General features: G+C 65.9%; 23 protein-coding genes. 17 read left to right on the plus strand and 6 right to left on the minus strand.

Annotated features, from left to right (window positions below; translation table 11 throughout):
- Positions 1 to 34: 34 nt before the first annotated feature.
- Entirely contained in the window at positions 35 to 562 is a 528-nt protein-coding gene (locus QJT82_RS22505) for a hypothetical protein (protein ID WP_028339923.1), read from the plus strand.
- Here the strand turns inward: QJT82_RS22505 and QJT82_RS22510 are convergent.
- The 3 genes from QJT82_RS22510 to QJT82_RS22520 all read right to left on the minus strand — a co-directional run bounded on the left by QJT82_RS22510 (position 542) and on the right by QJT82_RS22520 (position 3,267).
- Positions 542 to 934 carry a carboxymuconolactone decarboxylase family protein gene (locus QJT82_RS22510; protein WP_028339924.1) on the minus strand — a complete coding sequence of 131 codons (393 nt, stop codon included), beginning with the start codon at positions 932 to 934 and terminating at the stop codon, positions 542 to 544. The two genes, QJT82_RS22505 and QJT82_RS22510, sit on opposite strands and share 21 nt — an antisense overlap.
- A gap of 111 nt (positions 935 to 1,045) precedes the next feature.
- The gene (gene pcaD, locus QJT82_RS22515) at positions 1,046 to 1,828 is read right to left on the minus strand and encodes a 3-oxoadipate enol-lactonase (RefSeq protein ID WP_028339925.1); all 783 of its coding nucleotides are present in this window, start codon (positions 1,826 to 1,828) and stop codon (positions 1,046 to 1,048) included.
- An 83-nt stretch (positions 1,829 to 1,911) separates the two neighbouring features.
- A complete protein-coding gene (locus QJT82_RS22520; RefSeq protein WP_028339926.1) occupies positions 1,912 to 3,267 on the minus strand; it encodes a 3-carboxy-cis,cis-muconate cycloisomerase in 1,356 nt (451 codons plus the stop codon).
- A 210-nt stretch (positions 3,268 to 3,477) separates the two neighbouring features.
- On the opposite strand from QJT82_RS22520, the gene QJT82_RS22525 reads away from it, so the two are divergent.
- The 9 genes from QJT82_RS22525 (at position 3,478) to QJT82_RS22565 (ending at position 11,036) form a co-directional block, all read left to right on the plus strand.
- A complete protein-coding gene (locus QJT82_RS22525; protein ID WP_028339927.1) occupies positions 3,478 to 3,924 on the plus strand; it encodes a carbon monoxide dehydrogenase subunit G in 447 nt (148 codons plus the stop codon).
- Between the two features lie 168 nt (positions 3,925 to 4,092).
- The gene (locus tag QJT82_RS22530; RefSeq protein WP_016840414.1) at positions 4,093 to 4,578 is read left to right on the plus strand and encodes a (2Fe-2S)-binding protein; all 486 of its coding nucleotides are present in this window, start codon (positions 4,093 to 4,095) and stop codon (positions 4,576 to 4,578) included.
- 83 nt (positions 4,579 to 4,661) lie between these two features.
- The gene (locus QJT82_RS22535; RefSeq protein WP_016840415.1) at positions 4,662 to 5,468 is read left to right on the plus strand and encodes a xanthine dehydrogenase family protein subunit M; all 807 of its coding nucleotides are present in this window, start codon (positions 4,662 to 4,664) and stop codon (positions 5,466 to 5,468) included.
- Positions 5,469 to 5,516: 48 nt separating this feature from the next.
- On the plus strand, positions 5,517 to 6,422 hold the full coding sequence (locus QJT82_RS22540; RefSeq protein WP_028336801.1) for a MoxR family ATPase: 906 nt from the start codon (positions 5,517 to 5,519) through the stop codon (positions 6,420 to 6,422).
- A 105-nt stretch (positions 6,423 to 6,527) separates the two neighbouring features.
- On the plus strand, positions 6,528 to 7,736 hold the full coding sequence (locus QJT82_RS22545; RefSeq protein WP_028339928.1) for a VWA domain-containing protein: 1,209 nt from the start codon (positions 6,528 to 6,530) through the stop codon (positions 7,734 to 7,736).
- 28 nt (positions 7,737 to 7,764) lie between these two features.
- Positions 7,765 to 8,088: an XdhC family protein gene (locus QJT82_RS22550; protein ID WP_018272401.1), complete on the plus strand. Its 324-nt coding sequence runs from the start codon at positions 7,765 to 7,767 to the stop codon at positions 8,086 to 8,088.
- Between the two features lie 2 nt (positions 8,089 to 8,090).
- Positions 8,091 to 8,804, plus strand: coding sequence for an XdhC family protein (locus QJT82_RS22555; protein WP_028339929.1), 714 nt, complete (start codon positions 8,091 to 8,093; stop codon positions 8,802 to 8,804).
- The gene (locus tag QJT82_RS22560; RefSeq protein WP_028339930.1) at positions 8,801 to 10,405 is read left to right on the plus strand and encodes a molybdopterin-binding/glycosyltransferase family 2 protein; all 1,605 of its coding nucleotides are present in this window, start codon (positions 8,801 to 8,803) and stop codon (positions 10,403 to 10,405) included. Before QJT82_RS22555 ends, QJT82_RS22560 begins: the two co-directional genes overlap by 4 nt.
- Before the next feature lie 280 nt (positions 10,406 to 10,685).
- Positions 10,686 to 11,036 carry a DUF4189 domain-containing protein gene (locus tag QJT82_RS22565; RefSeq protein WP_051447784.1) on the plus strand — a complete coding sequence of 117 codons (351 nt, stop codon included), beginning with the start codon at positions 10,686 to 10,688 and terminating at the stop codon, positions 11,034 to 11,036.
- A gap of 69 nt (positions 11,037 to 11,105) precedes the next feature.
- Here the strand turns inward: QJT82_RS22565 and QJT82_RS22570 are convergent, their stop codons facing one another.
- The gene (locus QJT82_RS22570; protein WP_028339932.1) at positions 11,106 to 12,323 is read right to left on the minus strand and encodes an FAD-binding oxidoreductase; all 1,218 of its coding nucleotides are present in this window, start codon (positions 12,321 to 12,323) and stop codon (positions 11,106 to 11,108) included.
- Between the two features lie 309 nt (positions 12,324 to 12,632).
- Between QJT82_RS22570 and QJT82_RS22575 the strand changes: the two genes are divergently transcribed.
- Positions 12,633 to 13,043 carry a DUF2000 family protein gene (locus QJT82_RS22575; RefSeq protein WP_028339933.1) on the plus strand — a complete coding sequence of 137 codons (411 nt, stop codon included), beginning with the start codon at positions 12,633 to 12,635 and terminating at the stop codon, positions 13,041 to 13,043.
- Positions 13,044 to 13,072: 29 nt separating this feature from the next.
- Here the strand turns inward: QJT82_RS22575 and QJT82_RS22580 are convergent, their stop codons facing one another.
- Positions 13,073 to 14,080, minus strand: coding sequence for a DUF4239 domain-containing protein (locus tag QJT82_RS22580; RefSeq protein WP_245288682.1), 1,008 nt, complete (start codon positions 14,078 to 14,080; stop codon positions 13,073 to 13,075).
- 133 nt (positions 14,081 to 14,213) lie between these two features.
- On the opposite strand from QJT82_RS22580, the gene QJT82_RS22585 reads away from it, so the two are divergent.
- The 6 genes from QJT82_RS22585 to QJT82_RS22610 all read left to right on the plus strand — a co-directional run bounded on the left by QJT82_RS22585 (position 14,214) and on the right by QJT82_RS22610 (position 20,367).
- Positions 14,214 to 14,948 carry a TetR/AcrR family transcriptional regulator gene (locus QJT82_RS22585; protein ID WP_035631209.1) on the plus strand — a complete coding sequence of 245 codons (735 nt, stop codon included), beginning with the start codon at positions 14,214 to 14,216 and terminating at the stop codon, positions 14,946 to 14,948.
- On the plus strand, positions 14,945 to 15,730 hold the full coding sequence (locus QJT82_RS22590; RefSeq protein ID WP_028339936.1) for an efflux RND transporter periplasmic adaptor subunit: 786 nt from the start codon (positions 14,945 to 14,947) through the stop codon (positions 15,728 to 15,730). The genes QJT82_RS22585 and QJT82_RS22590 overlap by 4 nt, the downstream gene beginning before the upstream one ends.
- Positions 15,727 to 16,686, plus strand: coding sequence for an ABC transporter ATP-binding protein (locus QJT82_RS22595; RefSeq protein WP_028339937.1), 960 nt, complete (start codon positions 15,727 to 15,729; stop codon positions 16,684 to 16,686). Before QJT82_RS22590 ends, QJT82_RS22595 begins: the two co-directional genes overlap by 4 nt.
- Positions 16,687 to 16,704: 18 nt before the next feature.
- Positions 16,705 to 17,868 carry an ABC transporter permease gene (locus QJT82_RS22600; protein ID WP_028339938.1) on the plus strand — a complete coding sequence of 388 codons (1,164 nt, stop codon included), beginning with the start codon at positions 16,705 to 16,707 and terminating at the stop codon, positions 17,866 to 17,868.
- A gap of 169 nt (positions 17,869 to 18,037) precedes the next feature.
- A complete protein-coding gene (locus tag QJT82_RS22605; protein WP_245288683.1) occupies positions 18,038 to 19,279 on the plus strand; it encodes an adenylate/guanylate cyclase domain-containing protein in 1,242 nt (413 codons plus the stop codon).
- A gap of 170 nt (positions 19,280 to 19,449) precedes the next feature.
- The gene (locus QJT82_RS22610) at positions 19,450 to 20,367 is read left to right on the plus strand and encodes a PhzF family phenazine biosynthesis protein (RefSeq protein WP_028339940.1); all 918 of its coding nucleotides are present in this window, start codon (positions 19,450 to 19,452) and stop codon (positions 20,365 to 20,367) included.
- On the opposite strand, the gene QJT82_RS22615 is transcribed toward QJT82_RS22610, so the two are convergent.
- A complete protein-coding gene (locus QJT82_RS22615) occupies positions 20,364 to 20,825 on the minus strand; it encodes a DUF488 domain-containing protein (protein WP_028339941.1) in 462 nt (153 codons plus the stop codon). The genes QJT82_RS22610 and QJT82_RS22615 overlap by 4 nt on opposite strands.
- Positions 20,826 to 20,831: the final 6 nt, after the last annotated feature.

The following is a 20,831-nucleotide window of genomic DNA, read 5'->3' on the forward strand; positions in this document are numbered from 1 at the left end:
ATCGGATAAGGCGCGGGAAGCACGGGAAGCGGCAATGTCGAACAACTGGCGGATCAGCTCCTTCAATGGCGCGCTGCTTGCGGCCTATTTCATTCCGGTCTGGACCATCATTGCCTTCAGCATCATGGTGTCGCCGATCCATGGCCTCTATGAGCGGCCGAGCGTGTCGATCGCGTTCTATGCCAGCGACTATCTGCACCTCGGCAAGATGGCGACGGTGCGGCTCGCGTGGCTGCTCGCGCTGGCGCGGATCACCGTGGTGGCGTTCTTCGCCGTCTTCCTCGCGATGACCGCGTTCTCTCCGCTGCGCAAGAGCAGCAGCGGCGCCGACGAGGCGCTGGCGGTGGCGCTCTGCCTCGGCAGCGTGCTGAGCTTCGCCAGCATGATGATCGCTTCCAAAGTCGGCGAGGTCGAAGCGCTGCGCATGCATGCATCCGAGCTTCTGATGCTGCTCGGGACCGCGATCGTGATGTTGTTCGAGACCTCGCCGAAGCGAGCCGTCGAGGCGCCTGTCGTCGAGGCGGGCGCGCCTGCGAGCGAGCTATCCCTTCAACAACCCTAGCTCGGCAATGATTGCGCCGGCTTCCTTGACGGCGTGATTGGCCGCCGGCACGCCGCAATAGATCGCCTGCTGCAGCAGGATCTCCTTGATGTCCTCGGGCGTGAAGCCGCCTTCGGCGAGCGCCGCGCGCACATGCAGGCGGAATTCGTCCCACTGGCCGAGCGCGACCATGGTGCCGATCACAAGCACGCGGCGGGTGCGGTGATCGAAATGCGGCCGGGTCCAGATGTCGCCCCACGCATAGCGCGTGATCAGGTCCTGGAAGTCGGTGTTGAACGCGTTGCGGTTCTTGATCGACTTGTCGACCCATTCATTGCCGAGCACCTTGCGGCGCTGCGTCATGCCGTCGTCGCGGCGCTGATTGTCGTCCATGGATGCCTCCTCCCGTCATTGCGAGCGAAGCGAAGCAATCCATCTCACCGATTGCCGAGGCATGGATTGCTTCGTCGCTTTGCTCCTCGCAATGACGTCTGTGGTTGTGGATTAGCGTTGCGTCAGGAAGCCGACCACGGCTTCGGTGAAGGCGTGCGACTGCTCGACATTGGAAATGTGCGCGGCATCGAGCAGTGTCATGCTGGCGCCGGGAATGCCGCCGCGGATCATTTCGCCCGCCGACACCGGCGTCGCCATGTCCTGCTTGCCTGCGATCACCAGGGTCGGGCTCTTGATCCTGGGCAGCAGCGCGCGCTGGTCGAGTGTCGACAGCGCCTCGCAGCAGGCGAGATAGCCTTCGACCGGCGAGGCAACCAGCATCGCCTTCATGCGCGCCGCGGTCTCCGGCTCGCGCTCGCGGAAATCGGCGGTCAGCCAGCCCGCGATCACGGTGTCGGCGACGGCGGCGATGCCGCCTTCCTTCACCGCCTTGATGCGATTCAGCCAGTTGGTCGGATCGGGATAGTAGCAGGCGGTGTTGGCGAGGATGATCTTGCCGAATCTTTCCGGGGCATTCGCTCCCAGCCACTGTCCGACCATGCCGCCCATCGACAGCCCGCACCAGTGCACCTTCTCGATGTTGAGGTCGTCGAGGATCGCCAGCACGTCGCGGCCGAACCGCTCCATGGAGTAGGGGCCCGCCGGCACGCCGGATTTGCCGTGACCCCGGCGGTCGTAGCGGATGACGCGGAACAGCTGCGTCAGTGCCCGCATCTGCGGCTCCCACATCTGCAAGGTGCAGCCGAGCGAGTTCGACAGCATCAAGGTCGGTCCGCCGTCGCGGCCGTCCACCTGAACGTTGAGCAGGCACCCGTCGGTGTTGATCATCGGCATCGTCTTGTCCCTCTCGTCATGCGCTTGCCGGGTCATCTGCGCGAAGACGCGCTTCGCGCTTTTGTCCGGCAACGACATCGTCGCTATTTGTCATCCAGTGAAGCCAGCAGGCGGTCGATCAGCGCCTGCGAGGCGCCCTGATAGGCCATCGGGTCGAACAGCTCCGCGATTCGTTTCGCGTCGAGATGTGCGGTGACCTTGGCGTCCGCCGACAGCACCTCGCGCAGATGCTTCTTCTCTGCGACCGCGCGCTTGCTGGCGGCCTCGATCAGATGGTAGGCGTCGCTCTTGCCGATCTTGTCGGCGAGCGCGAAGGTGACGGCTTCCGCCATGATCAACCCATGGGTCGCGTCGAGATTGCTGCGCATCCGCGCCGCATCGACCTCGAGCCCCTCGGCGAGGTCGACGATGGCGGCAAGCGCGCCCGAGGTCACCAGCATCAGGCCCGGCAAGGTCGGCCATTCCGCATGCCACGGGCCGGCGCTGCGCTCATGGTCCTGCACCTGCGCGGCGAAGATCGTGGCGGCAAGATTCGGCGCCATGGTCGCGGCGCCCAGCGCGCTTGCGGCGGCGACCGGATTGCGCTTGTGCGGCATGGTCGAGGAGCCGCCGCGGCCGGCGCCGGCTGGCTCGAAGGCTTCGCCGACATCCGTCTGCATCATCAGCGAAACGTCGCGTGCGATCTTGCCGCAGCTGCCGGCGAGGATCGCGAACACCGACGCGGCCTCGGCGATGCGGTCGCGATGGGTATGCCAGGGTGCATCCGGCAGCGGCAGATCGAGCTCTTGCGCAAGGGCGGCGGCGACCGCGAGGCCCTTGTCGCCAAGCGCGGCGAGCGTCCCGGCGGCGCCGCCGAATTGCAGCGCCAGCGTCTCGCGGCGCAGGCGCAGCAAGCGCTTGCGGGAGCGATGCAGCGCCGCGGCATATTCGGCGAGCTTGAGGCCGAACGGCATCGGCAGGGCGTGCTGCAGCCAGGTCCGCGCCACCACGGCGGTGTCGCGATGGGCGCGCGCAAGCTTGCCGAAGCCGGCAACGGCGCGGTCGAGGTCGGCCAGCAGCGCGTCGATCCCCGCGCGCAACGACAGCATCGTCGCAGTGTCGATGACGTCCTGGCTGGTCGCGCCCCAATGCACGTAGCGCGCCGCCTCGGCATCCGCCTTGGCGACGTTGGCGGTCAGGGCCTTCACCAGCGGGATCGCCAAATTGCCGGACCGCGTCGCGGCGTCGGCCAGCGCGGCCAGGTCGAATGATTCGGCCTTGCAGGCGCTGGCGATCGGTCCCGCGCCAGCTGCGGGAATCATCCCGCAGGCCACCTCGGCGCGGGCCAGCGCGGCCTCGAAATCCAGCATGTTCTGCAGCATGGCGGCGTCGTCGCACACCGCGCGCATCGCGGCGCTCGACAGCATCGGCGCGAGCAGGGGAGAGAGGGCTGTGCTCATGGCCGGCGACCTAACCATTCCCGCGCGTCCCTGCCAATGCCCCGGAGCTGCCTGCATTTTCAACACCGCGGATTGCGCGATTTCGTGAACAACGGGCTTGGCTTGCTGCGGTTGCGAATATGCATCGCTCATCCTCCGAAGGTGCCCTTTCCTTTGCGCCCCGGCTGCTTTACTTGGGGGAAAAGGTTCTAGCGATCGAGGAGATCCCCCATGGCCATGACAATGACCGGCGAAGTCCAGCTTGCAGCGCCGCGCCAGGCTGTGTGGGACAAGCTCAACGATCCCGAAGTGTTGAAGGCCTGCATTCCCGGCTGCGAAGAGCTGGAGAAGACCGACGACCGCGGCTTCCGCGCCACCGCCAAGATGAAGGTCGGCCCGGTCTCTGCCCGCTTCAAGGGCAAGGTCACATTGAGCGATCTCGACCCGCCGAACGGCTACAAGATCTCAGGCGAAGGCGAGGGCGGGGTCGCCGGCTTCGCCAAGGGCGGCGCCACCGTTGGCCTTGCCGACAAGGATGGCGGCACGCTTCTGAGCTACAATGTGGAGGCGCAGATCGGCGGCAAGCTCGCCCAGCTCGGCCAGCGCCTGATCAACGGCGCCGCCAAGAAGCTGGCCGATGAATTCTTTGCAAATTTCGCCAAGGCGGTGCAGGGTTAGCCCCGCCTTTCGGCTGGATTATTCAGGTCCGGCCATGTCTTGCCGTTATGTCCTGGATGGGTGGCTCGAAAGGTTGCCCATCGCGGGGCGCGCCCATATTATGCCGTCTGGAATGATTTAAAACCGCCTGCTTCGCCGATATGCGGTGGCGCAGATAAGAGAGTGCTGATGGCCAAGATTTCAATGATCGTGAACGGCAACCCCGTGAACGCGAATGTCGACCCCCGTACCCTTCTGGTCCAGTTTCTGCGCGAAAACCTGCGGCTGACCGGCACCCATGTCGGCTGCGACACCTCGCAGTGCGGCGCCTGCGTCGTGCATCTGGACGGCAAGGCGGTGAAGTCCTGCACGACGCTTGCGGTGATGGCCGACGGTCATGAGGTCAAGACCATCGAGGGGCTGGCGGCCGATGGCGCGCCGCTGCATCCGATGCAGGAGGCCTTCCGCGAGCATCACGGCCTGCAGTGCGGCTTCTGCACGCCGGGCATGATCATGACCGCGGTCGACCTGGTCCATCGCAAGGGCCACGAGCTCTCCGACGAGGTGATCCGCGAGGAGCTGGAAGGCAATCTGTGCCGCTGCACCGGCTACCAGAACATCGTCGCTTCGATCGCCGCCGGCGCCAAGGCGATGGCCAAATCGGACCTCGCTTAGGGCATGATCCGGAAAAGTGTGAAGCGGTTTTCCGAAAAGATCATGCCCCAGTAAATATCGCGATCCGCGATCAGGACATTCCAATGTACGAATTCAAATATCACCGTCCCGGCACCGTGCGGCAGGCTGCCAACCTCCTGGTGAAGAACGAGGACGCCAAGCTGATCGCCGGCGGTCACACGCTGGTGCCGGTCATGAAGCAGCGGCTCGCCAGCCCGCCGCATCTGGTTGACCTCTCCCATATCGAAGGTCTCGACACGATCGAGATGAAGGGCCGCTCGCTGGTCATCGGCGCCACCGCCAAGCACGCCGAAGTCGCGAACTCCGCGGTCGTGGGCGAGGCGATCCCGGCGCTGGCCGAGCTGGCCGGCCTGATCGGCGATCCCGCGGTGCGCCACCGCGGCACCATCGGCGGCTCGCTCGCCAACAACGACCCGACCGCCGACTATCCGGCCGCGGTGCTGGCGCTGGGCGCGACCATCGTCACTAACAAGCGCCGCCTCAAGGCCGAGGAGTATTTCCAGGGCCTGTTCTCGACCGCGCTGGAAGCCGACGAAATCATCACCAAGGTGATGTTCCCGCTGCCGAAGAAGGCGGCCTACGTCAAGTTCCGCAACCAGGCCTCGCGTTATGCGTTGGTCGGCGTGTTCGTGGCCAAGCGTCCGTCCGACGTGCGCGTCGCGGTCACCGGTGCGGGCTCCGACGGCGTATTCCGCGTCACCGCGTTCGAGGACGCTCTTAAGAAGCGCTTCTCGCACAAGGTGCTCGACGGCATCGCGGTTTCGGCCGACGGGCTGAACAGCGACCTGCACGGCAGTGCGGAATACCGCGCGCATCTGATCGGCGTTTTGACGCGCAGGGCGGTGGAAACCGCGAACGCCAAGGACTAAGTACCAAGACGTGACTTTGCTCACTCTCGTTCGAAGACTGGCTGTTCCATGAGTGCATCGGCGTTACCCACTTCCGTCGATGCGCTCGAGGATCTCTTGACGTCGCGCGGCTATCTCGCCGAGCGGTCGCTCGCGACCGTGACCTATCTCGCGCTGCGGATGGGCCGGCCGCTGTTCCTCGAAGGCGAAGCCGGTGTCGGCAAGACCGAGATCGCGAAGGTGTTGTCGGCGGCGCTCGGGCGCAAGCTGATCCGCCTGCAATGCTATGAAGGCCTCGACGTCGCCTCCGCCGTCTACGAGTGGAGCAGCGCGGCGCAGATGATCGCGATCCGCCTTGCGGAGGCTTCCGGCGACACCGATCGCGACCAGCTCGCGAGCGACATTTTCGCCGAGCGCTTCCTGATCAAGCGGCCGCTGCTGCAGGCGCTCGAGCCCGATGTCGCAGGTCCTCCGGTGCTGCTGATCGACGAGCTCGACCGCGCCGACGAGGCGTTCGAGGCGTATCTGTTGGAAATCCTCAGCGACTTCCAGGTCACGATCCCCGAGCTCGGCACCGTGAAGGCGCCGGCGCCGCCGATCGTGATCATCACCTCGAACCGCACGCGCGAGATTCATGACGCGCTGAAGCGGCGCTGCCTCTATCACTGGGTGGATTATCCCTCCGCCGAGCGCGAGCTCGCGATCGTCAAGTCGCGGGTGCCGAACATTTCCGCAAAGCTGTCGCAGCAGGTCGTCCGCTTCGTGCAGGCGCTGCGCAACCAGGATTTCTACAAGTCGCCGGGCGTCGCCGAGACCATCGACTGGGCCACCGCGCTGTCCGAGCTCGACGCCCGCTCGCTGACGCCGCAGGTCGTCGGCGACACGCTGGGCGCGCTCTTGAAGTATCAGGACGACATCGCGCGCATGCAGGGCGATGCGCTGCAGAAGACATTGAAGGAAGCGACGAGCGACTAGCCGTCATTCCGGGGCACGCGAAGCGTGAACCCGGAATCTCGCGCCGCAATCTCCAGATTCCGGATCCGCACTTCGTGCGGTCCGGAATGACGAGGCCAAACAACAATGGCGATCAACCACCTCGCGCCTCCGACCGGCCACATGGCCGACAACGTGATCGGCTTTGCCCGCGCGCTGCGGGCGGCCGGGCTCCCGGTCGGACCGGGCTCGGTGATCGATGCGCTCGACGCGCTGCAGCTGATCGAGGTCGGGCATCGCGGTGACTTCTACGCCACGCTGGAAGCGATCTTCGTCAAGCGCCATGAGCACGCGCTGATCTTCCGCCAGGCCTTTATGCTGTTCTTCCGCGCAGCCGAGGAGTGGAAGAGCATGCTGGATTCCGTCCCGCTGCCGGACCACGCCAGGAAGAAACCGCCGCCGGCCTCGCGCCGCGTCCAGGAGGCGATGGCGCAGCCGGCGAAGAGCGAGGAGCGTCCGCAGGCCCAGGAGCAGGAGCAGGAGCTCAAGCTCTCGGTCTCCGACAAGGAAATCCTGCAGAAGAAGGATTTTGCGCAGATGACCGCGGCGGAGATCGCCGAGGTGACGCGCGAGATCGCCAAGATGCGGCTGCCGCAGGCCGAGCTCGTGACCCGCCGCTACCAGCCGGACGCGCGGGGTTTGCGGCTCGACATGCGCCGCACCGTGCGCAACTCGCTGCGCACCGGCGGCGAGATCATCGATATCAGAAAGCTCGGCCGGATCGAGAAGCCGGCGCCGATCGTGGCGCTGCTCGATATCTCGGGCTCGATGAGCGAGTACACCCGCCTGTTCCTGCATTTCCTGCATGCCATCACCGACGCCCGCAAGCGGGTCTCGGTGTTCCTGTTCGGCACCCGCCTCACCAATGTGACGCGGGCGTTGCGGGCCCGTGACCCCGACGAGGCGCTGGCGAGCTGCTCGTCCTCGGTCGAGGACTGGGCCGGCGGGACCCGGATCGCGACCTCGCTGCACAGCTTCAACCAGCTCTGGGCCCGCCGGGTGCTCGGGCAGGGCGCCATCGTCCTCCTTATATCCGATGGACTAGAACGGGAAGCTGATGCCAAACTGGCCTTCGAGATGGACCGATTGCACCGTTCCTGCCGCCGCCTGATCTGGCTCAATCCGCTGCTGCGCTACTCTGGCTTCGAGGCCAAGGCGCAGGGCATCAAAATGATGTTGCCCCACGTTGACGAATTTCGCCCGGTGCATAACTTGACGTCCATCAAGGGCTTGATCGGGGCGCTGTCATCCCCGCCGCCGGCGCACCACCGCAGCCTGATCCGCTCTGTAGCCTAAGAAGCATCCGATTTCACAGGAGGCCGCCATGCTGAACCGCGACGAAGACATCCTGCAGGCCGCCGAGACCTGGCAGAAGGAGGGCCATGGCGTGGCGCTTGCCACCGTGGTCGAGACCTGGGGCTCGGCGCCGCGCCCGGCCGGCTCGAGCCTCGTCATCAATGACGACGGCACGTTCCTCGGCTCGGTCTCCGGCGGCTGCGTCGAGGGCGCGGTCGTGACGGAAGCGCTCGACGTCATCGCGAGCGGCCAGCCCAAAATGCTCGAATTCGGCGTCGCCGACGAGACCGCCTGGAATGTCGGCCTGTCCTGCGGCGGCACCATCCGCGTCTTCGTCGAGAAGGTCGGTTAGCCGTGAAACTCGAGATCCTGAAAGAGCTGAACGCCGAGCGCGCCGCGCGCCGCCCGGTGATCATCGTCACCGACACCGCCAATGGCGATCAGCGCCTGGTGAAGGCCGCGGACATCGCCGCCGATCCGCTGCGCGCCGAGCTCGCAAAGCAGCTGCGGATGGGCAAGAGCGGCAATGTCGAGGTCGGGACCAAGAAGCTGTTCCTCAACGTCTACGCGCCGACCGCAAAGCTCGTGATCATCGGCGCGGTCCATATCAGCCAGGCGCTGGCGCCGCTGGCGCGCTCGCTCGACTATGACGTCACGGTGGTCGATCCGCGCACCGCGTTTGCGAGCCCGGAGCGCTTCCCCGACGTGCCGCTGGTCGCCGAATGGCCCGACGTCGCGTTGCCGCCGCTCAACGTCGATCACTACACCGCCTTCGTCGCGGTAACGCATGATCCGAAGATCGATGATCCGGCGCTGCTGCACGCCTTCGACCGCGACTGCTTCTATATCGGCGCGCTCGGCTCGCGGAAGACCCACGCCAAGCGCGCCGAGCGGCTGCGCGCGCAGGGCGCCAGGGACAGCGACATCGCGCGCATCCACGCGCCGATCGGCCTCGATATCGGCGCGGTGTCGCCGTCGGAGATCGCGGTTGCGATCATGGCCGAGATCACCGCGCAGCTGCGCCTGCCTCCCAAAGAAAACTCCAAGCAAAAAGAAGAAGCGGCATGAAATTCGGTCCCGCCAGTCCGGCCGACGCGATTGGCGGCGTCACCGTTCACACCCTCCGCCAGGGTGCGCTGGTGCTCAAGAAGGGCACCACGATCGGCCCCGCCGAGGTCGAGGCGCTGACCAAGGCCGGCGTCGACGAGATCGTCGTGGTCCGGCTTGACGAGGGCGACGTCTCCGAGGACGCCGCGGCCGCCAGCATCGCGCAGGCGGTGGCGGGCGAGGGCGTCAATGTCGAGCGCGCCTTCACCGGCCGCGCCAATCTGTTCGCGGCCCGCCCCGGCGTGCTGGTGATCGATCGCGCCGCGGTCGACCGCATCAACGACGTCGACGAGGCCATCACCTTCGCAACCCTCGCCGCGTTCAAGCCGGTGGTCGAAGGCGAGATGATCGCAACCGTCAAGCTGATCCCGTTCGGCGTCGAGGGGCGCTTACGCGATGTCGCCGTCGCGGTGGCCGGCAAGGACACGCTGCGCATCGCGCCCTATGTGATCCGGAAGGTCGGCGTGGTCTCGACGCTGCTGCCGGGCCTCGCGCCGAAGGTGATCGACAAGACGCTGCGCGTCACCGCCGAACGGCTCGCGCCGGCCGGTGCCACCATCATTGCCGAGCGCCGCGTGCAGCATGACGAAACGGTGCTCGCCGCCTCGATCAAGGAATTGCTCGAGCTGGGCGCCGAGCTCGTCATCGTGTTCGGCGCGTCCGCGATCGCCGACCGCCGCGATGTCATTCCCGCTGCGATCACCGAGATCGGCGGCGCGGTCGAGCATTTCGGCATGCCGGTCGATCCGGGCAATCTGCTGCTGATCGGCAGCGCCGGCGGCGTGCCGGTCTTGGGCGCGCCGGGCTGCGCGCGCTCGCCGGTCGAGAACGGCTTTGACTGGGTCTTGATGCGGCTGCTCGCCGGCATCAAGGTGACGCGGTCGGATCTCACCGGCATGGGCGTCGGCGGCCTGCTGATCGAGATCGTGACGCGGCCGCAGCCGCGCACCGTGCCGGACACCGAAGGCAACCGCAATGTCGCGGCGATCGTGCTCGCCGCCGGCCGCTCGACCCGGATGGGCGGCCCGAACAAGCTGCTCGCCGAGCTCGACGGCAAGAAGCTCGCGCGCATCGTCGCCGAGCAGGCTCTGGCGTCGAAGGCCTCCGAGGTGATCGTCGTCACCGGGCATCAAGCCGAGCTGGTCGAGCAGGCGCTCGATGGCCTCAAGGTCAAGCTCGTCCGCAACCCGGATTTCGCCGGCGGCCTCGCCAGCTCGGTCAAGGCGGGCATCTCGGCGGTGTCCGACAGCGCCGACGGCGCGATCGTCTGCCTCGGCGACATGCCGCTGATCGATGCGAAGCTGATCGATCGCCTGATCGAGACCTTCGCGCCGGACCGCGGCCATCTGATCGCGGTCCCCGTCAGCGAGGGCCGCCGCGGCAATCCGGTGCTGTGGTCGCGGCGCTTCTTCAAGGAGCTGATGACGCTGGACGGCGACATCGGCGCGCGTCACCTGGTCACCAAGCATGCCGAGGTGGTCGCCGAGGTCCCTGTCGAAGGCAACAGCGCCTTCCTCGACATCGACACGCCGCAGGCGCTGGAAGCGGCGCGGCGGAGTTAAACACTATCCGCGTCGTCCCGGCGAAGGCCGGGACCCATTACCACCGACGGTGATGATTGCGCGACGTTGGGGCCACAGCTTCTTTCAATAACTCAAGCCTGTGGTTATGGGTCCCGGCTTTCGCCGGGACGACGCGTGGTTGGAGTTGCGCCCTCAACCCGTCATTCACCATCTGGAAACGACCCCTGCGTAGAGTCCGCGCCGGACTTTGGGGGATTTCCGCTTGATCATTTCGACCGCCGCCGCGCAGCGTCGCGCGCTGACGATTCTTGTTCTAACGTTGCTGCTCGGCGCCACGCGTTTCTCCGTGGAGACCTTCGTGCCCAAGGCGCGCGCGGCCGGCGCGTTCGCGGTCGGCAGGTGCGGAGCCTACGGCCAGGCCTACGACTATCCGGCGGAAGGCGCGGCGCGTGCCGCGGCGCTGAAGCAGTGCAAGGGCGATTGCACCACCGTCACCATGAAGCGCGCCTGCGCCGCGCTCTCGATCGACATGAAGAATCCCTGCGGCGCCCATGGCTATGCGGTGGCGCCGAAGATCTCGAGCTCGCTCAATGCCGCGACCAGGAAGTGCTACGACTATGGCGGCAAGGAATGCGTGATCCGCGCCTGGGCCTGCGACGCCAAGGGGTAGGGCGGCCGCCGATCCGCAAGGTCCGCCTGGCTGGCAAGGCGCGCTGATAACCCTCAGTCCGAGCCACGCTCAGACGGCGCCGTAGAAGTGTCGGTATTGCCAGGCGGCGTCGCGCTCCAATTGGTCTTCAGACCACGATTGGTCTTTGAACCGCGTGACCGACATCGGCGATAGATCGACGGGCGGCTCGCCGTCCACGATCCAGGCCGCAAGCGCCTCGCCGACGGTCGGCGAGATCGACAGACCGGCGACGTTGCACCCGCTCGCAAAATAGAAGCCGGCCACGCCGGCGGCTGGGCCAAGAATATGATGGCCGTCGGCGGTCATCGTCGGAATGCCGCCGCGAAACTCCCGCACCTTGGCGGTTTGCAGGAACGGGAGCTGGTCCTTGACCTCATCGGCGGCTGCATGAAGCACGCCGATGTCGAGCGGCATGTCCTTGACGTCGAAGCCGGCCCCAAGCGATTGCATGTCGAAGAAGCGCGGCGTTTCCTCGTAGACACCCCACAGGAAGCCGCCCTGACACGGGCGGGTATACACCGCGGCATCCATGATGCGGATCATCGGCAAGTCGGCACGCGCGCCATCCAAAGGCTCGGTGACGATCAATTGCTGGCGGGTCGGCACCAGCGGCACGCGAATCCCGCTCGCCTCCGCGACCTGCCGTGTCCACGCGCCGGCCGCATCGACGACAACCGGACTTTCAATGACGCCGTTCGCCGTGGTCACGCCGATCACGGTGCCGCCGACGATGTTGACGGCGCGCACGTCGGTCTTCGGCAGCAAGGTTGCACCATTGGCCGCCGCGGCTTTGGCGAATCCGACGGCAACCTGCGCCGGGTCGAAATACCGGTCGTCGCCGATCCGCATCACTGCGACGACACCCGCCGGCTGCAGGAACGGATTGAGACCGCTCGCCTCTTCCGGAGAGATCAGCTCGACATCGAGGCCGGTGCGGCGTCCGCGCTCGAAGTCGTCCTCGATCACTTCGGCGTCCTGCGGCCGGCGCGCAACCTTCAGGCTGCCCGAATGCACCCAGTCGAGCGGCTGACCGGTTTCTTCCGTGAACGTCTCGATCTTGCGACATGCGTCCTTGATGAGGCCGATCATCAGGTCGCTCTTGCGCACGCAGCTCACCATGCCTGCCGCGCGGGGCGAGGTTTGCGATCCGATCTCATGCTTGTCGACAAGGGCGACGCTGAGACCTTCACGCTTGCTCAGGTAATAGGCTGTGGCCGCGCCCAATCCGCCCGAACCAATAACAACAACATCGGCCTTGCTGATCATAATGCAATGCCCTGAAATATGCTGATGATAATTGAACGCCCGAAGCCTACTACGCGGCGCAGGACCTGACTATCGCTTTCCGTCCCAGCACGGGGCCGGGCCTTGCAGCGCACATGGCCAGCGGTCGACGTGTGAGTTGAGCTTCTTCGCCGCAGCGATATCAGCTTCGCCGGCCGCGACGTCGCCCTTCAGGCGGGCAGGGTCCGCCCGTGGGTTGCTTAAGAAACGAACGTCAGCGCCTGGCGGGCAGATGAGGGATGCGCGGTCAGAACTGGCGTTTGTCGTCAACCTGCGGATAGATTTATCGCCATTCAGTTCGACACCAAGATCGCGGTCGTGATCCGCACCGACCTGGAAGTCTGGCAGAAGCTCAACGTGGCGTCGTTTCTGGCCGGCGGCATCGCCGCTTCCTTTCCCGAATGTATCGGAGAGAATTACCAGGACGGCTCGGGGACCACATATCTCTCCCTGATCGGCCAGCCCATCCTGATCTACGGCGCCGACGGGCCTGCGCTGTCGCGGGCGCTGGAGCGCGCGCTGGCGCGCAACGTGCAGCCGGCGCTTTACACCGAGGATATGTTCAAGACCACGCATGACGCCGCCAACCGCGAGGTGGTGAAGGCGGTCGCGCGCAGCGAGCTCAATCTGGTCGGCCTCGCCATTCGCGCCGAGCGCAAGGTGGTCGACAAGATCCTCGACGGGCTGAAGTTTCACACGTAGCGGACAGCGAGCGTAGTGCGGTCCGGCGCTTATCGGCTGGCCTCCTTGTCCGGCATGATCTGCAGCAGCGGCGTCGGCGCAATCGATATCTGACCGGTGAATGGTCGATCATGCGCGGCAATCAGCAGAACCGATGTTGCCACGCCGGTCGCGAACAGGCCCATCGCGATGGCGGATCCCAACCGGTTGTCGCAGTGAACAAGGGCAATGACCAATAGCTCGCAGATGGCCTGAAGGTAGAGGCACCACCATTTGATCGAGTCGACTTCCGTCTGGCTGACGATGATCCGTTGTCGTCGCGCATCGAGTGCCGAATTCAGATTGGTGATGATCTCGTGCTGCGTCGTCTGCTGGCCTGGGTTTTGCGCGGGCGTTGATACGACAAGCCGCAACGCCGCGGTCAGCGCCGGAGGAGCTGCCTTGAGCGATGCAGCCTGGCGCGCCATCATCGGCCATTCCACGGCGACCGTTTCCTCGACGTAGTCGCGAACGAGGCCGCGCAGGCGCGCCTCCTGCTCCGGCGGCAGGCCGCCGGCGAGCAGGACGACCGCCCGCAACGAACTGGCTTCACGGCTCACCGCCGCGGTGGCGCGGTCGCTGTCACTCCAGACCTGTGCCGCGGTGAACGCGACAAACAGGCCGAAAAGGATGCCGAGCACCGGCAACATGCCGGGCGAGATCGATTTGAAGGACGTTGCGCGCTCCTTGGTCGACAGGATCGCAACGCCTGCGAAAATGAGAATGGCAACAAGATAGGTGAAGCCGAAGACGATGAAGGCCATCCACGGCACAGAAAGGTTGTGTAACCAATCGCTCATAGGCGTTTCCCCTAGCCGATCGCTTGTATCAAAATCCCCCCGATCTTGCCGGGGAGAGCACGAAGTGAGCCGTAGCGCATCGCGCAGGGAAAGCCGGATTGCTCCGGTTACACCTGTGGTGCCACCCCTGCGCCTTCTTGTTGCACAGGGCCCGCGGGTGCGATCGGCAACCGATTTTCCTGCGCCATCTGTTCTCCCGAGAGCGGAAATAAGTAGCAAACTCGGGCATTTGCGCCGCGAGATGGCGAACCCAGGCACACCCTTGAGGAGCCGCGAAGGCTGACAGGAACGCTTCCGGCCGGCAGACGTTTTCCCTGAACGCATTGACTATGACTGACTGGTCAGTCATAATGTGGCTATGACAAAGCGCATCGAAAGAACGCCCCGCTCCCGGCTTGCCAAGCGCCGGACCACCACGATCCGGGCTGCCGCGGCGAGGATCCCGAAGGTGGCCTCGGCAAAGCTGCCTGAGCCGAAGCCCGCCGCGAACCGCGCCGAGAAATCGGCGGAGCGACGCGCTGCGATCGTCGAGGCGGCGATGGACGAGTTCATCGCGCGCGGCTTTGCCGCGACGCGGCTCGACGATGTCGCCAAGCGGGCGGGCGTCGCCAAGGGCACGCTCTATCTGTACTTCAAGGACAAGGAGTCGATGTTCGAGGAGTTGATCCGCACCGCCGTCGTGCCCTTGGTCAATCGCATGGCCGCGCCACCCACCATCACCGGCCCGGTGCGCGATGCGGTGGAGAGATTTGCCGAGACCTTCATCCGCGAGGTCGTATCGACCCGGCGCGGCGACATCATCCGCCTGATCGTCTCCGAAGGGCCGCGCTTCCCGACGATCGCCGACTTCTATTTCCGCGAGGTGGTGTCGAAGGGGATGGCCGCGATGCAGGCGCTGATCCAGCTCGCCATCACGCGCGGCGAGATCAGGCAGCGCCAGCTCGCGCAGTTTCCCCAGCTCGTCGTGGCGCCCGCGATCGTCGCGGTGATCTGGCAGAGCCTGTTTGCCCGGCACGCGCCGCTCGATGGGCTGGCGATGTTCAAGGTTCATCTCGACCTGATCTTCGGCGAACGGAGCAAGCCATGACCGTCTCGCGCATGATGAGGCTCGTGACGGCAGCCGCGCTGGCGGCGGCGCTGGCCGGATGCAACGAGAAGCGCGATCCCGGTTTCCAGGGCTGGGTCGAGGCCGACATGATCTTCGTCAGCCCCGATGAATCCGGCCGCGTCATCAAGCTCAATGTGCGCGAGGGCGACGAGGTCAAGCCCGGCGATCTGCTTTATTCGGTCGACGACGATTTGCAGCGCGCCGATCTCAACCAGAACAACGCGACCCTCGCCAACGCGCGGCAAAGCTACGACCGCGCGGCCTCGCTGCGCGGCACCGGCGCCGGCACCCAGGCCAATCTGGATTCCGCGGTCTCGGCGCTGCGCGTCGCGGAGGCGCGGGTCAACACCTCGCAGACCCGGCTCGACCGTCGCAAAGGCTTTGCGCCGATCGCGGGCTCGATCCAGCAGATCTATTTCCGCGAGGGCGAGATGGTGCAGGCGCAGCGCCCGGTGCTGTCGATCATGCCGCCGGGCAACATGAAGCTGCGCTTCTTCGTGCCGGAGGCCGAGCTGCCGAAGCTCGCGCTCGGCGACGAGGTGAGGGTGACCTGCGACAACTGCGCCGCCGACCTCACGGCAAAGATCTACTTCATCGCCACCACGGCGGAGTACACGCCGCCGGTCATCTACAGCCTCGATGAGCGCAACAAGCTGGTCTATCTGATCCAGGCGCGGCCGAGCCGGCCCGATGTGCTGCGCGTCGGTCAGCCGATCAGTATTTATCTCAACCCCAAGACGCCGGTGGCGGAGCGCAGATGAACGGCGGCTCCACCAGCGCGCGGTCCAACGCAGCCTCCATCGCCATCGATGTGAAGGGCCTGACCAAGTCGTTTGGCGGACGCGAGGTGGTCCATGACCTGTCGATGCAGGTCAAGCGCGGTTCGATCTACGGCTTCCTCGGTCCGAACGGCAGCGGCAAGACCACAACCATCCGCATCCTGTGCGGCCTGCTGACGCCCGACAGCGGCGAGGGCACCTGTCTCGGCTACGACATCCGGCGCGATGCCGACAAGATCAAGCGCAAGGTCGGCTACATGACGCAGCGCTTCAGCCTCTACCAGGATCTGTCGGTGCGCGAGAATCTCGAATTCGTGGCGCGGCTCTATGGCATGCCGGACGCGCGCGGCGCCGCGGCCGACATGATCGCGCGGATCGGGCTGAAGGGCCGCGAGGAGCAGCTCGCCGCCAACCTTTCCGGCGGCTGGAAGCAGCGGCTGGCGCTCGGCGCCTGCACGCTGCCCAATCCGCAATTGCTGTTGCTGGACGAGCCGACCGCCGGCGTCGATCCCAAGGCGCGGCGCGATTTCTGGAACGAGATCCACGCGCTCGCCGCCGAAGGCCTCACCGTGCTGGTCTCGACCCATTACATGGACGAGGCCGAGCGCTGTCACGAGATCGCCTACATCGCCTACGGCCATCTGCTGGCGCATGGCACGGTGGACGAGGTGATCGCCGCCTCCGCGCTGTCGACCTGGACGGTGACGGGCGAGGATTTCAACGGCCTGATGGCCGAGCTCACGGACAAGCCCGGCGTCGACATGGTGGCGCCGTTCGGCACCAGCCTGCACGTCTCCGGCCGCGACAAGGCGGCGCTCGAGGCCGCGATCGCGCCCTATCGGGACAATTCGAAATGGCAATGGCAGGCCAGCGAGCCGTCGCTCGAAGACGTCTTCATCGACCTGATGGGGCGCTCCAAGGACAACTTTCAGGGATAATTTCCAGGGATAATTGCGATGAGCGCAACGGAAACGATCCAGAACGGCGAGGCGAGGGAGCCGGCATTCGGCTTCTGGCGGCGCAGCTACGCGATGCTGGTCAAGGAGTTCATCCAGCTTCGCCGCGACCGCGTCTCGTTCGCCATGATCATCATGCTGCCGGTGATGCAGCTGACATTGTTCGGCTACGCCATCAACACCACGCCGCGCAATCTGCCGACCGCGGTGCTGACCCAGGAGGACAGCGATCTCGGCCGTTCGATCCTGAAGGCGATGGAGAACACCGCCTATTTCCATTTTGTCCGCGAGGTCCACACCGTCGAGGAGTTCGACGAGCTGCTGCAATCCGGCAAGGTGCTGTTCGGCGTCGAGATCCCGCGCGGCTTCGAGCGCGCGGTGCGGCGCGGCGACAGACCGGCGCTGCTGGTCGCGGCCGATGCCACCGACCCGGTCGCGTCGGGCTCGGCGCTCGGCGCACTCGGGCCGCTGGTGCAATCGGCGCTGGCGCATGATCTGCACGTCGGCGATCCCCCGGACATGCCGTTCGAGATCCGCGCCCACGCCCGCTATAACCCGGCGGCGGATTCGCGTCTCAATATCGTGCCCGGCCTGGTCGGGACCATCCTGACCATGACCATGCTGATCTTCACCGCGCTCTCGGTGACGCGCGAGATCGAGCGCGGCACCATGGAGAGCCTGCTGTCGATGCCGATCAAGCCGGTCGAGGTGATGTTCGGCAAGATCATCCCCTATGTGCTGGTCGGCTTCATCCAGGCCACGCTGATCATCGCCATTGGCATTTTGCTGTTCGGCGTGCCGGTGCTCGGCAGCCTCACGCTGTTGGCGCTGCTCACCACGCTGTTCATCACCACCAATCTGTCGATCGGCTACACCTTCTCGACCATCGTGCAGAACCAGCTGCAGGCGATGCAACTCTCGATGATGTTCTTCCTGCCGAGCATCCTGCTGTCCGGCTTCATGTTTCCGTTCGCGGGCATGCCGGTCTGGGCGCAATATATCGGCGAGGGGCTGCCGCTGACCCACTTCGTGCGCATCGTCCGGGCCATCATGCTGAAGGGGGCGGCGATGCAGAACCTGCAATACGACACCGCCGCATTGGTTGCCCTGATGCTGTTCGCCATGACGATCGCGGTGACGCGCTTCCGCCGCACGCTCGATTGAGGCTAGTATGGCTGTCACTGAGCGTCATTCCGGGGTGCCTCGAGGAGGCGACCCCGGAATCTCGGGCTTCCGGGTTCGCTTCGCGCGCCGGAATGACGGGGGTGAGGGATTGACGGAATTTCCAGACAGGGACACCACGGCGGTCGCGACGGACTTCCACCACGCCCTGATGCGCGAGGTGATGACCACCGAGCTGCTCCGCATCAAGGTGCTGATCGGCACCGCCGCTACCCTCGCGGCGATCAGCCTGCTGGTGTATTTCTTCGCGCCCGACGTGGTCAGCCGCGTCTGGCACGGCAACCTCAGCCCCGTCTACGTCTTCTACGTCACCATTCCGCTGATCCTGTTCGAGTTCTGGGTGCACGGGGCGATCAGCTGGCACATGCGCAAGGGGCGCGACCTGCCGGTGGTCCGGCGCTACATCGGCGTGCTGGTCGAGACGTCGCTGCCGACCGTCGTGCTGGCGCTGCACATCAACAGCATGGGGCCGCAGGAGGCGCTCGGCTTCGTGGCGCCGCTGATCTATTTCGTCTTCATCATCCTGTCGACGCTGCGGCTCGACTTCTGGCTCTCGACCTTCACCGGCTTCGTCGCGGCGGCCGAGCTGTTCTACATGGCGGTGTTCTTCCATCCCTCGGGCGGCGGCGCGGCCGAGACCAGCATCTACTATCACGCCGCGCGCAGCGCGATCATCCTGATCTGCGGCGTGCTGGCCGGCGCGGTCGGCATGCAGCTGCGCCGGCAGTTCGCGGCCAGCATCGCGGCGGCCACCGCGCGCGATCGCATCACCAATCTGTTCGGCCAGCACGTCTCGCCGCAGGTGGTCGAACGTCTGATGACGGAGGGCGCCGGCACCGGGAGCGACATCCGGCGCGTCGCCGTGATGTTCGTGGATTTCCGCAGCTTCACGGCCGGCGCGCGCACCCGCTCGCCGCAGGAGGTGGTGGACAGGCTCGACGGCGCTTTTGCGGTGCTGGTCGATATCCTCGATCGTCATGGCGGCATCGTGAACAAGTTCTTGGGCGATGGCTTTCTCGCGCTGTTCGGTGCGCCGTTTGAAACCGGCGACGCCGCGCATCAGGCGGTCGCCGCCGCGCGTGAGATGCTCGCCGCGAACGAGCGCACCAACGCGGCGTCAAGCTGGCCGCTGCGCATCGGCATCGGCATCCACATCGGCGAGGTCGTCGCCGGCAATATCGGCTCGCCCCGGCGCAAGGAATACACCGTGATCGGCGACACCGTGAATTTTGCCGCGCGGCTCGAGGCGTTGAACAAGGAGCTCGGCTCGCAGTTTTTGATTTCCTCCGCGGTGCGCGAGGCACTCGGCGACGATTGCAACGACGCCGTCTCGCGCGGCGAAATTCCGGTGCGCGGCTATGAGCACCCGGTGCACGTCTGGCAGTTGGGGTAGGCGGCAACGCTCGCATGATCCGAGGCAATGGTCGATGTGTCCTCAAGCCGTGCGAAGCTGCCTGCATGTGACTTGCAGGCGATTGCACCGAGTGCTCTGAAGGGCATCGCTACGGCTGTGCTACGATGACGTCATCGGTCGCGGGTGACCGGAGCACAAGGACAAGCAAGATGCAGCGGCGCTATATCACCGTCGACGTTTTCACCGACCGCGCCTTCGGCGGCAACCCGCTCGCCGTGGTGCTCGACGCCGAAGGGCTGTCGACCGAAGCGATGCAGGCGATCGCGACCGAGTTCAACTATTCCGAGACGACCTTCGTGCTGCCGCCGCAGGACAAGGCCAACGACGCCCAGGTTCGCATCTTCACGGTGCGCTCGGAAATTCCGTTCGCCGGCCATCCCAATGTCGGCACCGCCTTTGTGCTGGCGAGCCGGGCCGCGAAGGCGCCGGCGCGCTTGAGGTTCGAGGAGAAGACGGGCCTCGTGCCGGTCGAGATACTGTCCGATGGCGGCAATGTGGTCGGGGCCGAGCTGACGGCGCCGCAGGCGTTGCAGCGGACCAACGAGGTGAGCGCGATCGCAGCCGCCGCGTGCCTGTCGCTGACGGCGGATGATGTGAAGACCGATCGGCACGCCCCGCAGGTCGTCTCGGTCGGGCTGCCGTTTCTGGTGGTGGAGATCGCCTCGCGCGAGGCGCTGAGGCGCGCCCGGCCGGATGCGGCGGCGTTCGCCAGGACGCTGGCCGAGATCGGCCGCGACGTCGTCTATTTCTACACAAGCGACGTGCCCGCGAGCGAGCAGCCGCTCGACCTGCAGGCGCGCATGTTCCATCCGGGCGCCAGCGGCCTGTCCGAGGATCCCGCGACCGGCAGCGCGACCGCGGCTTGCGCGGCGCTGCTCGCCGATATCGATCCCGCGCGCGACGGCGAATTGCGGCTGCGGATCGGGCAGGGTGTCGACATGGGCCGGCCGAGCTTCTTGCTGACGCGGGTGCGCAAGCAAGGCGGCGCGGTCACGTCGGTGCATGTCGGCGGCGGCTGCGTGAAGATGATGGAGGGAACGCTGAACGTTCCGGGCGAGGCAGGCTAGACCTGCGGCGCGACCAGGTTCTCGATCCTGACGCCGTCGCGCTCCTCGATGATCTCGGCGATCCAGCGACGATGGCAATGTTCGTGGTCGCGCTCGTAGCAGAGGATGCAGACCGGGCCGGACTGCTTGACCAGCGCCGACAGCTCGTCGAGCTCTTCCTTGGCCTGCGCCGTCTTCAGGTGCGCCGAATAGATCTTGTGCAGCAGCGCATACTGCCCGCTGCGCGCCGCCTCCCGTCCGCTCTTCGGGGTGCCGAGACCGCGCAGGTGGACGTAGGCGATGCCGCGCTCGTCGAGACCCGCGGCGAGCTGGGTCTTGGAAAAGCCGGGCCGGCGCGAGGAGGCGATCGCGCGGACGTCGACCAGCAGCTTGACGCCGGCGTGCTGGAGCTCGTCGAGCACCGCTTTCGACGGCGTCTGCTCGTAGCCGATGGTGAACAGCCTTTTCGCCTTCGCCATCGGTTC

This window comes from Bradyrhizobium sp. Mp19, assembly GCF_029952935.1.
Lineage (GTDB): Bacteria > Pseudomonadota > Alphaproteobacteria > Rhizobiales > Xanthobacteraceae > Bradyrhizobium > Bradyrhizobium elkanii.

What these genes read in the sequence shown, in the direction of transcription:
- QJT82_RS22505 (WP_028339923.1), top strand. Translation starts at nt 35, where the DNA reads ATGTCGAACAACTGGCGGATCAGCTCCTTCAATGGCGCGCTGCTTGCG.
- QJT82_RS22510 (WP_028339924.1), bottom strand. Translation starts at nt 934, where the DNA reads ATGGACGACAATCAGCGCCGCGACGACGGCATGACGCAGCGCCGCAAG.
- pcaD (WP_028339925.1), bottom strand. Translation starts at nt 1,828, where the DNA reads ATGCCGATGATCAACACCGACGGGTGCCTGCTCAACGTTCAGGTGGAC.
- QJT82_RS22520 (WP_028339926.1), bottom strand. Translation starts at nt 3,267, where the DNA reads ATGAGCACAGCCCTCTCTCCCCTGCTCGCGCCGATGCTGTCGAGCGCC.
- QJT82_RS22525 (WP_028339927.1), top strand. Translation starts at nt 3,478, where the DNA reads ATGGCCATGACAATGACCGGCGAAGTCCAGCTTGCAGCGCCGCGCCAG.
- QJT82_RS22530 (WP_016840414.1), top strand. Translation starts at nt 4,093, where the DNA reads ATGGCCAAGATTTCAATGATCGTGAACGGCAACCCCGTGAACGCGAAT.
- QJT82_RS22535 (WP_016840415.1), top strand. Translation starts at nt 4,662, where the DNA reads ATGTACGAATTCAAATATCACCGTCCCGGCACCGTGCGGCAGGCTGCC.
- QJT82_RS22540 (WP_028336801.1), top strand. Translation starts at nt 5,517, where the DNA reads ATGAGTGCATCGGCGTTACCCACTTCCGTCGATGCGCTCGAGGATCTC.
- QJT82_RS22545 (WP_028339928.1), top strand. Translation starts at nt 6,528, where the DNA reads ATGGCGATCAACCACCTCGCGCCTCCGACCGGCCACATGGCCGACAAC.
- QJT82_RS22550 (WP_018272401.1), top strand. Translation starts at nt 7,765, where the DNA reads ATGCTGAACCGCGACGAAGACATCCTGCAGGCCGCCGAGACCTGGCAG.
- QJT82_RS22560 (WP_028339930.1), top strand. Translation starts at nt 8,801, where the DNA reads ATGAAATTCGGTCCCGCCAGTCCGGCCGACGCGATTGGCGGCGTCACC.
- QJT82_RS22570 (WP_028339932.1), bottom strand. Translation starts at nt 12,323, where the DNA reads ATGATCAGCAAGGCCGATGTTGTTGTTATTGGTTCGGGCGGATTGGGC.
- QJT82_RS22590 (WP_028339936.1), top strand. Translation starts at nt 14,945, where the DNA reads ATGACCGTCTCGCGCATGATGAGGCTCGTGACGGCAGCCGCGCTGGCG.
- QJT82_RS22595 (WP_028339937.1), top strand. Translation starts at nt 15,727, where the DNA reads ATGAACGGCGGCTCCACCAGCGCGCGGTCCAACGCAGCCTCCATCGCC.
- QJT82_RS22600 (WP_028339938.1), top strand. Translation starts at nt 16,705, where the DNA reads ATGAGCGCAACGGAAACGATCCAGAACGGCGAGGCGAGGGAGCCGGCA.
- QJT82_RS22605 (WP_245288683.1), top strand. Translation starts at nt 18,038, where the DNA reads ATGCGCGAGGTGATGACCACCGAGCTGCTCCGCATCAAGGTGCTGATC.
- QJT82_RS22610 (WP_028339940.1), top strand. Translation starts at nt 19,450, where the DNA reads ATGCAGCGGCGCTATATCACCGTCGACGTTTTCACCGACCGCGCCTTC.
- QJT82_RS22615 (WP_028339941.1), bottom strand. Translation starts at nt 20,825, where the DNA reads ATGGCGAAGGCGAAAAGGCTGTTCACCATCGGCTACGAGCAGACGCCG.